Genomic DNA, 12,495 nt, shown 5'->3' on the forward strand with positions numbered 1-12,495 from the left:
GCTGACCGTTACATGTCTTGTAATTAATTGCTGTAGCTTATGCTGAGATCAGTAGATTATTGTTGATGCAAGAGTGCTGTGACTAATAGAAGATAACTGCTGGGGAACAACTGCAATAATTGCTGCATAGAAGTGTAAATAGTAGATGAATTGGCTGTTTATACTGCTGCATTATATGTTGCATAAGCTTCACTTGACTATATTAAGACAATAACATGCATGATTCGACAAGTCAAGGCTTTTACAATAAGTAACAATTTTCAAACTTTCGACAAATAAGATTTTATTGGGAGAAAACAGGGATACTGGCAAATGATGGCGAATAAACTAATAAATGATTTGGCAAGATAATCTAATGAATTGTTTGGAGGTGAGAATATGAGGCATATTGCGTATCATAAAATGGTAATTATTGTAATAGCGGCCCTGTTTACCCTGTTCCTTGCAGAAAGGCCGATAGCGGCTGCCACCGGGCCTGTCATCAGTATATCTATCAAAGGAGAAATCAATGGTGGTCAGGCGGCGCTTGTTCATAAAGCTATGACTGATGCCGGCAGCAAACAGGCGCAGGCTGTTTTAATTGAGATCGATACCTTTGGCGGTTTGGTGGATTCGGCTGTCAGTATCCGTGATATGATCATCAACTCGCCTGTGCCGACTATCTGTTATATCAAGAACCGTGCATGGTCGGCGGGAGCGTTGATTGCAGTTTCGCATAAGCATATTGCGATAGCGCCAGGCGGCAGTATCGGTGCAGCAGAACCCATACCAACAACCGAGAAGACAGTGGCTGCCTTAAAAGCTGAATTTGCGGCCACGGCCAACCGGACCGGGCGCAATCCTCAGGTGGCTGAAGCTATGGTAGACAAATCACTGGGGTTTCCGGGCTATGCTGAACCTGGTCAAATACTGGCCCTTACTGATTATCAGGCCATCAAAGTAGGTTATGCCGACATTGTTGCGCCTGACAGGGAAACCGTGCTTGCGCATTATGGCTTAGCCGGCAATGAAGTCATCGAATATGTGCCAGGCTGGCAGGAAAATGTGGCAGGATGGCTGTCTAATCCTACGGTTAAATCATTTCTGATGTCAATCATATTTTTAGCAGTATTAACAGAAATCAAAACAGCCGGGATGGGAGTTGCCGCTTTAATTGGTGTCATTGCCGCCGTACTTTTCTTTGGCAGTCAGTGGCTTACCGGAATTGCCGGATGGCTGGAAATTATTCTGTTTCTCGGCGGGCTGGCGCTTATCCTGTTTGAACTTTACACACCAGGTGTGGGGATCTTTGGCATTAGTGGTATTATCGCCGTATTTGCCAGCTTATTTTTAACACTGGGAGCCAATGCCGCTGCTATTAACATGCTGGCAATAAGCTTGCTGGTTGCCATTGTGGTGTTTTTGCTACTCTTAAAACGCCTGCCTTCCAGCAAGTTATGGTCACGGTTGATTTTAAAAGATGCTGCGACCAAAAATGCCGGTTTTAGCAGCAGCCAAGATTATAGCGTGTATTTGAATAAAACAGGTATAACGCCTACAGGGCTTCGGCCTGCCGGTGCGATGATTATTGATGGTGTCCAACTTGATGTAGTGTCTGAGGGGCAATTTGTTGAGCCTAATACATTAGTTAAGGTGGTGAATATAACCGGAAACCGTATTGTCGTCCGTCCTGTAAATTCTTAAAGATATAAGGAGGTAATATGTTGTCAGCTTTAATTGGTAGTGCTTTATTTGTTTTCCTGGTGATTGTCGCGATAGGTGTATTCCTGCATTTCGTGCCTCTGGGGCTGTGGATTTCAGCTTTGGCAGCCGGAGTCAATGTCGGAATCTTTACCCTTGTTGGTATGCGCTTACGGCGGGTACCTCCCGCGCAGATTGTATTGCCGCTAATTAAGGCTAATAAAGCCGGGCTGGGTGTAAATGTAAACCAGTTGGAAGCTCATTTCTTGGCCGGCGGTGATGTTGACAAGGTAATTGATGCACTGATTGCCGCTCACCGTGCGGAAATTCCTTTGCCTTTTGAGCGTTCGGCAGCTATTGATTTGGCCGGCCGTAACGTGCTTGAGGCAGTACAAATGAGTGTTAACCCGAAAGTGATTGAGACACCCTTTGTTTCTGCTGTAGCCAAAAACGGGATTGAACTTAAAGTAAAAGCCCGGGTTACTGTACGAGCCAATATTGACCGCCTGGTAGGCGGCGCAGGGGAAGCCACTATTTTGGCCCGTGTCGGTGAAGGGGTTGTTACCACTGTTGGTTCAACCGATGACCATAAAGAGGTATTGGCCAACCCTGACCATATCTCGCGCACTGTACTGACTAAAGGCTTGGACTCAGGCACGGCGTTTGAGATTCTGTCCATTGATATTGCCGACGTTGATGTTGGTCGCAATATTGGCGCTGAACTCTTAACAGACCAGGCAGAAGCCGAGAAACGTATTGCTCAGGCTAAAGCCGAGGAACGCCGGGCAATGGCGGTGGCGCAAGAACAGGAAATGCGCGCCTTCACCCAGGAAATGCAAGCCAAGGTAGTAGAAGCCCAGGCTGATGTCCCTAAAGCTCTGGCTGTTGCTTTGAAAGAAGGCCGGATTGGTGTGATGGATTACTATAATATGAACAATGTACTGGCAGATACCCAGATGCGGGAGACTATTGCCAAAGCTGGCCCGGCAGGTACAGCCGATAATACAGATGAACCTCGAAAATAGGTTGGTGAAGTCATGGAATCTTTATTACCGCTCCTAATAATGCTGTTGCTGTATTTTATACCTGAATTGCTAAAACGGCGCAAAAATCCGGAGGAATATGAGTATCCCGATATTCCCCCGAAAGTGCCAACCCCGGTTGGCACAAAACCGCAGCCAACAGAGATAAAAGCAAAGCCTGCCGCACAGCCGGCATTAACCTATACGGATTTCACTGCCCAAACTTGGGATGCTCCCCAAAAAACGACGGTGCCTATGCCAGCGCCGGTACATATACCGCACACTACAGAACCGGTTTCCCCCTGGAAGGGAAAATTATCACCACAAGTAGCACAAAACGGCTTGATTTTTGCCGAAATCCTTCAGCCGCCTCGTGCTTATCGGCCGATATGGCGGCAGCCTAAACAATAATTATGGATAAAGAAAACACGGCTTACGCCGAGCCTCAGCGAAGGCGAAAGCCGATGTTGCCCTTATCCAGGCGAAAGTTATACTTTCTATCGGGATAAAAAACCAAATTAAGCAATTCGAAATAAAACAGGGAAAATAACCCCTGTTTTATTTCTTTTGTTTTGGCGCACACTAAAATCGTTGCTAAACAAACTATCAAAGGGGGCAAACATATGTTGGAATATAAAGGACGCCTTACTTATGCAAAAGGCACCTATATGGAATTTGTCGTTGCTCCTAATCAGGATGTTGATTTTGGTGATATTTTAGTGGTTGAAGGGAAAAATAATGATAGGTTCTATATTCGGGCTTATGATTTTAAAATTAAATCACGCTGGTCAGGAATGAATGGTGTCAGCTATTTAATGAGCAAACTGGATGAGAATGGACAGGTGGTTAATCAGGAAGAACTTGATTTTTATTTAGGCGGCAACCATACGGTAAAGCTTGGTATTGCTGAACAACTTTGTTACGCCGACGGCCAGGGTCAGCTATTTAATCCCAAAACCTGTCCGGATTTTTTCTGCGAAGTTCGCGGCCTGACAACCGATGATACGGCTTTGTTGAATGAAATGAAGGGTGATCTTGAAATCGGGTATCTGAAAAGCGGCCGTGAAGTGTTGAAGCTGCCTGTCGGTATATTCGGCTCTAAAGCCATTACCGAACATATCGGTATCTTCGGCACAACCGGGTCTGGCAAAAGCAATCTGGTAAAGGTCCTTTCCAGCTCTATTATCGACAGCGAGAATTACGGACTGCTCATATTTGATGTTCATAATGAGTATTATCGTGATTTATCCCTGCATCCTCGCGTGAAAGAGCGTTTGGTTGTTTATAATACCACCCCTGAACATCCTCATAATAATGTACAAAAGCTAGCGCTCAATTATAGCGAAGTAGAGCCGGAGGATATTACTGCCTGTGCTACTTTCAGCGAACCCCAGCTTGATGCGATTTATAAACTGGCTTCTGTTTGGCAGGAACGCTGGATGGACTATGTGTTACATTATGATGTGGATGATATTATTGAAGAAATAGCCGGCTCAACCGGGCAAAAATTTCAATCACGGACAATCAGTAAAATTAAAAGCATCTGCTGGAATCTGGAACAAGAGCTGAATATTAGTAATGAAAGCCATTTGAATAACGGTCTTACCGCCATCGAACACATGCTAACCAACCTGGAACAAGGCAAAGTTGTACTTGTTGAACTAAAAAATATCTCTCCTGTCGGTGAACAGGCTTTATCAACCCTTTTATCAAAAAAAATGCTGCTGCATTACGCCGGTAAGTCTGAACCTGAACTTTCCCGGGCGAAACCGGTATTAATTGTACTGGAAGAGGCACATCGCTTTTTGGGTAAAAAGGAACAAAGCACACAAAATGTTTTTGCCCGGCTAGTTAGTGAGGCCAGAAAATTTAATATCGGCTTATGTGTTGTTGATCAGCAGCCCCGCTTGTTAGCCGATAAAGTACTTTCCCAGCTAAACACTTTATTTATCCTGGGGCTTGCATCTAAAGCCGACCGAGGCAAACTGGAGGCGATGTGCCGTAAAGACATTTTGCAGCAGCGTAATGAAATTAAAAACCTGGATTGCGGTGAAATGATTGTAGCCACTAATTATATGCGGTTTGCTGCTCCGGTAAAAGTGCATAAATTTGAGGAATATTTAACCCGCATGTGTCCTGACGCTTCTTTGGCGGCAACAGTTAATCTGCTGCAGGCACCGATATAATATAACTTAAGATAGTTTTTGAAATCCTCCTTATCATGTACTAATCGGCCTATTCATAGGCATACATTTGTATATGAGGGGGGATTTTCCATGTTGCGCCGTAGAAGAAATTTACAATCGTTGGCTGGAATTTTAGAAATACCGCAAGATATAATACTGGATTTACCAAGAATAACTATGCTTGGCAACAAGCAATTGCTGGTTGAAAATCATAAAGGGATTATTGAATATACCCCTTCACTTGTCCGTATCAAACTCAGCCAGGGAGAACTATATATTTATGGTGAAACACTAACACTTGGCAGCCTGCAGGCCGAACAAATCCTGATAGAAGGGATAGTGCAGGAGGTTAAGTATGATATGTAGCACTAAATATCTGCGTGGTGCCGTAAAAATCCAGATAAGCGGCTCTATGCCGGAACGGTTTATTAATCTTTGCATCACAGAACAGATTTTATTATGGGGTATCAGCAAAAACAATGAAGATATTATTGCCTGGATAGGATTAAGTGATTTTTTTAAAATCCGGCCATTGGTGCTGTGCAGCCGTACTAAAGTAAAAGTACTGTCACATCGTGGCCTGCCGTTTGTAATCAAACGCATTAAACGCCGCAAGATGATGATTGTAGGAGTTGTTTTGTTTATCCTGGTGCTCAATATACTATCTTCCTATATTTGGTTTGTTGAAATTACAGGTTTGAAAAATATACCGGAAGAAGGGATCAGATATGTTGCCTATCAGCAAGGGCTAAAAGCGGGAGCCGGCAAGAATGGTCTGAATATCAAAAGCATTGAACGGGAAATATTACTCAATATTCCGGAAGTAGCATGGGTGGGTGTAAATTTTACCGGTACCAGGGCGATTATCGAAGTGGTGGAAAAAACCATGCCCAAACAGGAAGATAAAGCACCGGCCCATATCGTTGCTGCTAAAGACGGTGTTATTACCGAGATCATTGCTTTAGCCGGACAACCGGCAGTAAAACTGGGAGATACCGTAAAAAAAGGTGATTTACTGGTGAAAGGATTTATTCCTGAGCCGGTGCCTGCGGCTGATGCCGGCCAACCTCATATAATCAGCGTTCCCGGGGAACTGATAAGGGCTAAAGGTATTGTCAAAGCACGGGTGTGGTATGAAAGCTATGCCGAAGCTGAGCGCAAAGAAAAATCTGTTATCCGCACAGGCAATCGCCAGGTGGCTGTGACCCTGAAAATCAATGATAAGGAGTTAACCTTTAATGCCACGCCAAATCAGCCGTTCACGGAATTCGAAACCGAGATTACACAGAAACACATGCCTCAATGGAGGAATAGTGGGTTTACTGTCGAATCAACTATTACAATATATCATGAAATAAACTCGACCCTGACAGAGAAGCCTTTTGAGAAAGCCCGTGATGAAGCGCATGCCAAGGCTATTCAGCTAGTGCAAACCAGTATACCTGAAACAGCGCAGATATTATCACGTAATTATGAAATCCTAAAAACAGCCGAAGAGGATATTGTCAGAGTTAAAGTAAATGTAGAAACAATCGAAGATATTGGGCAGACTATAAATATTTCTCAGTAAATATGGTATTAGGGGGCATTGGTTGTTTGGAGAAACGGGTTAGCTTTGCAGACACTAAAGAAGCAGTAGCAGTTTTAGGAAGAAATGATGAATTTTTAGGGTTAATCAGCCAGCATTTTGCCAGCAGGATAACGGCCAGAGGAACAGAAATAGTTTTCGACGGTGGACCGCAAGAAGTTGACAATCTTATCCGCTTGATTAACGAGCTGATTTATTTATATCGGGAGGGCAATCCGGTAACCAGCCACGATGTTAAATACAGCATCCGCATGATTTTGGCTGGTCAGGCAGATTTTCTTCATCAAATGTTTGCCGATACCATTCTCGTTAGTGCCAGGGGCCGTCATATTAAGCCAAAAACTTTCGGACAAAGCCGGTATTTAGATGCGATCCGGCGTAATCCTATTACCTTCGGAATAGGACCGGCAGGAACCGGGAAGACTTATCTTGCTGTTGCTATGGCAGCATTTTCCTTGAAAAATAAGCAGGTAGAGAAAATAATTCTGACAAGGCCGGCGGTAGAAGCCGGTGAAAAGCTTGGTTTTTTACCAGGTGATCTTCAGGAAAAGGTAGATCCCTATTTAAGACCGTTGTATGATGCCATGTATGATATCATGGGCGTAGATACTGTACAGAAACATATGACTAAAAACATTATCGAGGTAGCCCCTTTGGCCTATATGCGGGGACGGACACTGGAGGATTCTTTTATCATTCTGGATGAAGCGCAAAATACAACTGCTGAACAGATGAAAATGTTTCTGACCAGAATGGGGTTTGGCTCTAAAATGGTTATAACCGGCGATATAACGCAAATTGATTTGCCCTTAGGCGTTAAATCAGGCCTTAAGCATGCCCAAGCCGTACTGGACAGTGTTCCCGGTATTGCACTTTGTACTTTGGATGAAAGCGATGTAGTAAGGCATGAAATAGTCAGCCGAATCATCAAGGCTTATGAACAGTACGGTCAAAAGTAAGAATTTATTGAGTGCTGATAAAAGATAAAGATTTTGCCGACAGTGCTCAATATTTGTCTGGAGTGAAAAAAGATGATATCGGTTAATAACAGGTTGCGAAAACTGTTTCTTAAGCCGGGAAGTATCTATACCCGGCCATTAGTGCGTCGAATCCTGATGTTTGTTGTGTTTTTTGTGCTGTATATGGTATGTTTGTCAGCTGATTTTATACCGGAAAAAGTATCACTGCTTGTTGGAGAAGTAAGTGACAGGGATGTAATTGCACCACGGACCGTATCTTATGTAGATAGTGCTAAAACTAAAAAACTTGAGATTGAGGTCCTGGCCAGTGTGGCTAATGTGTATGACATGGATGTTGCCGTTATGGCGAAAGCGGAAGAAGATGTCAAAACTATTTTTCGTTCAGCGCAGGCTGTTTTGGCAGACAACAGCCTGACTACCAGTGAGCAGAAATTGGAGAAACTAACGCACGGTTTACCTGTAAGTCTGTCAAGTGCCGTTATTACCGGTTTGATTCATTTGGATGAAGACGGCTTAGTAAAAACAGAAAACTACACTACAGCGATATTGCGCAAATATCTACAGCGTGGCATTAGGGATGATGACCTTGAAATTGCCAGAAAACAGGTAGTGCTGGAAGCTGAAGAATTAGGACTTAATAAAAATGCCGAGACGATAGTAGCCGGAATTGCGCAAACATTGATCAGACCTAACTTTATTTTAAATGTTCGCGAAACAGACAAACGTAAGCAGTCGGCGCTGGCCAATATTGAGCCTGTTCGGGAAACGGTTAAAAAGGGTCAGATACTGGTAAGGCGCGGCGATGTTGTTACAAGTGAACAAATTCATGTAATGGAAGAATTAGGACTTTATGCCGGCAATGTGAACGCAGCGCGGATCCTGGGGCTGGCTGTCTTTGTGTTATTGGTTATGGGAATTTCGATGGGGTATTTATATCAATTTGCCAATAGCATCCATGCCAACGACAGATACTTGATTTTGCTCGGCCTAATTGTTTTGGTCACTATGATAATTGCCAAAGTAGCCCATTATTATTCAGATTTTGCCGCACCGGTTGCCGCTGGTGCTCTCCTGGCGGCTATCCTTATCGATGCACGGGTAGGGCTGGTTGTAGGTGTAATTATGGCTATGTTTTTTGGTGTAATTGTTGAACATGATTTAAGAGCAGTGGCTGCTGCGCTTATTGGTGGTATGACAGGTGTATACAGTGTAACCAAGATGGTTCATGGTTACAGTCTAACCAAAGCCGGTGTTTCCATCGCGGCCGTCAATTTTTTGGTAATTGGGTCGACAGGCCTTATTGAGCAGCTTAACGGCAGTGAAATCTTGCTGCAGGGGCTGTTTGGCGCCATTGGCGGAATACTTTCTGCCGTAATTACAATCGGGCTTTTGCCTTACCTTGAAAATGCCTTCAATATTACTACACCGGTAAAGCTTCTGGATCTAGCCAAACCCAACCATCCGCTATTGCAGCGACTGCTGTTGGATGCGCCGGGAACCTACCATCATAGTGTACTTGTTGGCAACCTGGCTGAGACGGCTGCCGTTACGGTAGGTGCCGATCCTGTTGTTGTCCGGGTAGGGGCCTATTATCATGACATTGGTAAAACCAAAAGACCGTATTTTTTCATTGAAAACCAGGCAGGCAGCGAAAACCCGCACGACAAAATTGCACCATCGCTGAGTACCTTGATTATTACTTCACATATTAAGGATGGCCTTGATCTGTGCCGGGATTATAAGCTGCCGCAGGTAATAACAGATATTGTTCAGCAACATCATGGCACAACACTTGTATCCTATTTTTATAAGCGGGCAACAGAACACGAGCATGGTGAATGTGTTATTGAAGACGATTTTCGTTATGAAGGGCCGGCACCGCAAACGAAAGAGGCGGCGCTTATTATGCTGGCCGATGCCTGTGAAGCGGCAGTGCGGTCAATTGGCAAACCAAATGTTAACCGGATTGAGTCTACTGTGCGGAAAATTATCCGGGAAAGGTTGCAAGACGGTCAGCTTGACGATTGTAATCTTACCTTAAAAGATCTGAAGATAATTGGCGATGTTTATATCCGTCTGTTGTCAAGCATGTTTCACAGCCGTATCGAATACCCTGAAGCTTTAAAAGAGCTTGAGAGGAGAAAAAACAAGAATGGAAATAATAATAAACAACCTGCAGGAAAAGATGACGATAACGTCGGCGATGGAGTGCATGTTGAACCAGGTACTAAATAAGGCGGCTGAGGTATATGGATTAGAGCCCCAGGCCGAAGTCAGCGTAGTATTGGCTGATGATGAATATATTCACCAGCTCAATCGCCAGTACCGGGGTAAAGATAAGCCTACCGATGTATTATCCTTTGCAATGAATGATCATTGCAAAGGCACTCATGAGCCGGATATTAACCAGATTCCGGCTGATATTGAGATTTTGCTTGGTGATATTATTATATCGCTGGAGACGGCCGCCCGGCAGGCCGGGGAATATGGACACAGCTTGGAGCGGGAGCTGGCGTATTTAACAGTTCACGGCATGCTGCATCTTCTGGGCTATGATCATGAGGAGGCAGAAGAACAACAGGAAATGCGCCGGGAAGAAGAACATGTTTTATCCCTTCTCGGTATTACGCGCGAGCAATCGCTGCCGGTATGCAAATAATAGCGGCATTTAGATATGCCATTGCCGGTATTGTTTATTGTGTGCGCAAAGAACGGCATATGAAGATCCATATAACGGCTGCTCTGCTCGTACTTGCCGCAGCCTGGAATTGGAGACTGAGCCGTATTGAACTGGCTGTTTTAATTGTTACGATTGCTGCTGTAATGGCTGTTGAGATGATAAATACGGCGATAGAGGCGCTTGTCGATAAAGTTTCGCCGGAGTTTCACCCGTTGGCCAAAGCGGCTAAAGATGCCGCTGCCGGAGCCGTGCTGGTTCAGGCATTGGCTGCCGTAGGTGTTGGCTATGTTTTATTCTGGGACAAATTGTTTAAATAGGTGGGAACGATGCTATGGAGGAACTGGGTAAAGCCGCTGTCAAGGCCAGAGAACAGGCTTATGTGCCTTATTCCAAATTTAAGGTAGGAGCGGCAGTACAGGGGAAGAGCGGACAGATTTTTACGGGCTGCAATATCGAGAATGCTTCCTATGGTCTGTCTAACTGTGCTGAGCGCACGGCTATTTTCAAAGCCGTATCGGCAGGAGAAACAGAACTTACAACAATAGCCGTAGTGGCTGATACGCCCGGTCCGGTCTCTCCCTGCGGTGCCTGCCGGCAGGTTATGGCTGAATTTGGCATTAGCCAAATTATTTTAATGAACCTTAAAGGCGATCGGCGGCTGGTTACTATGGATGAGCTGTTACCCTTTAGTTTTGCTAAAGTTGATTTTTATAAAGACGGTGATAATAATGAATAAAGAAAATTACAAATCAGGATTTGTGGCTGTTATTGGCCGCCCTAATGTTGGCAAGTCAACACTAATGAATAATTTAATCGGACAAAAAGTGGCCATCATGTCTGATAAGCCACAAACCACCAGAAACAAAATTATGGGAGTGCTTACTCAGAACGATGCCCAAATTATTTTTATTGATACCCCGGGCATTCATAAACCCAAACACAAACTGGGTGAGTATATGGTTAAAGAAGCGGAAGGCTCGTTGCGCGAAGTGGAGGTTATCTTATTTGTCGTTGATGTGACTGCCGAAATGGGGCCAGGAGAACGCTACATACTAGATAACCTGGCCAATGCCCGCACACCGGTCATTCTGGTTGTCAATAAAATAGATCGCATAGAAAAACCAAAATTATTTCCCATTATCGAAAAATATACCGCTGCCTTCAATTTTGCCGCTGTTGTTCCGATTTCGGCACTTGATCAAACTAACTTTGACGGACTGGTTGCTGAGATAAAGAACTACCTTGAGCCCGGACCGCAATATTACCCGGAAGATATGATTACCGACCAGCCGGAAAGGCTGGTTATTGCCGAACTTATCCGGGAGAAAGTGCTGCATCTGACCAAAGAGGAGATTCCCCATGCAATCCTTGTTGATATTGAAGAAATAGTTACCAGAGCAAATGAAGACTTGTATGTCAGAGCTGTTATTTATGTGGAACGTGATTCGCAAAAAGGCATTGTAATAGGTGCCGGCGGCCGGTTGCTGAAAGATATTGGCAGAATGGCGCGTGCCGATATTGAAAACCTGCTGGGTTCGAAAGTCTATCTTGATCTTTGGGTCAAAGTCAAAAAAGATTGGCGTAACCGGGCAAATGTATTAAAAAGTTTTGGTTTCGAGTAGTAAAGCCATAATAACCGTTTTTTGCGCTGCCGCTTGCGGCAGCCTTTTCTTTCGCAGGCTATAAACATGTAACATATATTGACCAATACGGTGGTTAATGGTATGATTTGTAAGGAGAGGTGAATTAATGAAGTGGTTTTCTAAATATTTCTTTAATGGGTTAATTCTCATTGTACCAATTACCATCACGACGTTTGTTGTTATCAATATCTTTTCATTCACTGATCGTCTGCTGGGACAATATCTGCCGATTCATTTTCCCGGCGTGGCTCTGGTTGTGGTATTGCTGGTAATTGTTCTTGTGGGTTGGTTATCCTCCCACTGGCTTTTAAAAAATGTAATCGGGTACGGTGAGCGGCTGTTAGGTTCAATACCTGTAGTGAAATTTATATATAACAGTGTCAAGCAATTGGCAACGGCAGTATTTGAATCACAAAAACTTTTGCAAAATGCGGTTTTAGTGCCTTATCCTCACCCGGGAGTCAAATCACTGGGATTTCTTATGCCCGAATTATCAGCACCGCTGGCGGAAAAATTTAGTGAAGAACATGTCTGCGTGTTCGTTCCTATGAGTTTAAATCTGACTGCAGGATTTAATATTATTGTGCCCAGACGGGACATAATACCTTTAGACGTAACTAGCGAAAGCGCATTACAATATGTTATTACTGCAGGTTCTATTATGCCACGCAGTAATGATTCCAAATAACTAGGGAGAGATGCTTTATCGATTCGCC

At 44.1% G+C, this 12,495-nt stretch carries 13 protein-coding genes; all 13 read left to right on the top strand.

Annotated elements, in window-relative coordinates:
• The first annotated feature begins 378 nt into the window (after positions 1-378).
• The 13 genes from SPSPH_RS09615 to SPSPH_RS09675 all read left to right on the top strand — a co-directional run bounded on the left by SPSPH_RS09615 (position 379) and on the right by SPSPH_RS09675 (position 12,467).
• The gene (locus SPSPH_RS09615) at positions 379-1,683 is read left to right on the top strand and encodes an NfeD family protein (RefSeq protein ID WP_075755461.1); all 1,305 of its coding nucleotides are present in this window, start codon (positions 379-381) and stop codon (positions 1,681-1,683) included.
• 17 nt (positions 1,684-1,700) lie between these two features.
• A complete protein-coding gene (gene floA, locus SPSPH_RS09620; RefSeq protein ID WP_075755463.1) occupies positions 1,701-2,705 on the top strand; it encodes a flotillin-like protein FloA in 1,005 nt (334 codons plus the stop codon).
• 12 nt (positions 2,706-2,717) lie between these two features.
• Positions 2,718-3,113: a hypothetical protein gene (locus SPSPH_RS09625; RefSeq protein WP_075755465.1), complete on the top strand. Its 396-nt coding sequence runs from the start codon at positions 2,718-2,720 to the stop codon at positions 3,111-3,113.
• Positions 3,114-3,325: 212 nt separating this feature from the next.
• Complete coding sequence (locus SPSPH_RS09630) at positions 3,326-4,888, top strand: ATP-binding protein (protein ID WP_075755467.1); 1,563 nt, start codon at positions 3,326-3,328, stop codon at positions 4,886-4,888.
• A 90-nt stretch (positions 4,889-4,978) separates the two neighbouring features.
• Positions 4,979-5,254, top strand: a complete 276-nt coding sequence (gene yqfC / locus SPSPH_RS09635; RefSeq protein ID WP_075755469.1) for a sporulation protein YqfC — start codon at positions 4,979-4,981, stop codon at positions 5,252-5,254.
• Positions 5,244-6,458 carry a sporulation protein YqfD gene (gene yqfD, locus SPSPH_RS09640; protein ID WP_075755471.1) on the top strand — a complete coding sequence of 405 codons (1,215 nt, stop codon included), beginning with the start codon at positions 5,244-5,246 and terminating at the stop codon, positions 6,456-6,458. The genes yqfC and yqfD overlap by 11 nt, the downstream gene beginning before the upstream one ends.
• A gap of 2 nt (positions 6,459-6,460) precedes the next feature.
• Complete coding sequence (locus tag SPSPH_RS09645; RefSeq protein ID WP_075755473.1) at positions 6,461-7,435, top strand: PhoH family protein; 975 nt, start codon at positions 6,461-6,463, stop codon at positions 7,433-7,435.
• Positions 7,436-7,507: 72 nt separating this feature from the next.
• Positions 7,508-9,691: an HD family phosphohydrolase gene (locus tag SPSPH_RS09650; protein ID WP_075755475.1), complete on the top strand. Its 2,184-nt coding sequence runs from the start codon at positions 7,508-7,510 to the stop codon at positions 9,689-9,691.
• The gene (gene ybeY / locus SPSPH_RS09655; RefSeq protein WP_219930480.1) at positions 9,642-10,115 is read left to right on the top strand and encodes an rRNA maturation RNase YbeY; all 474 of its coding nucleotides are present in this window, start codon (positions 9,642-9,644) and stop codon (positions 10,113-10,115) included. The genes SPSPH_RS09650 and ybeY overlap by 50 nt, the downstream gene beginning before the upstream one ends.
• The gene (locus SPSPH_RS09660) at positions 10,106-10,453 is read left to right on the top strand and encodes a diacylglycerol kinase (RefSeq protein ID WP_075755479.1); all 348 of its coding nucleotides are present in this window, start codon (positions 10,106-10,108) and stop codon (positions 10,451-10,453) included. Before ybeY ends, SPSPH_RS09660 begins: the two co-directional genes overlap by 10 nt.
• A gap of 14 nt (positions 10,454-10,467) precedes the next feature.
• The gene (locus tag SPSPH_RS09665; protein ID WP_075755481.1) at positions 10,468-10,872 is read left to right on the top strand and encodes a cytidine deaminase; all 405 of its coding nucleotides are present in this window, start codon (positions 10,468-10,470) and stop codon (positions 10,870-10,872) included.
• On the top strand, positions 10,865-11,758 hold the full coding sequence (era, locus tag SPSPH_RS09670; RefSeq protein ID WP_075755483.1) for a GTPase Era: 894 nt from the start codon (positions 10,865-10,867) through the stop codon (positions 11,756-11,758). Before SPSPH_RS09665 ends, era begins: the two co-directional genes overlap by 8 nt.
• A 127-nt stretch (positions 11,759-11,885) precedes the next feature.
• Entirely contained in the window at positions 11,886-12,467 is a 582-nt protein-coding gene (locus SPSPH_RS09675) for a DUF502 domain-containing protein (RefSeq protein ID WP_075755485.1), read from the top strand.
• The last annotated feature ends 28 nt before the right edge of the window (positions 12,468-12,495 follow it).

The organism is Sporomusa sphaeroides DSM 2875 (genome assembly GCF_001941975.2).
Classification (GTDB): domain Bacteria; phylum Bacillota; class Negativicutes; order Sporomusales; family Sporomusaceae; genus Sporomusa; species Sporomusa sphaeroides.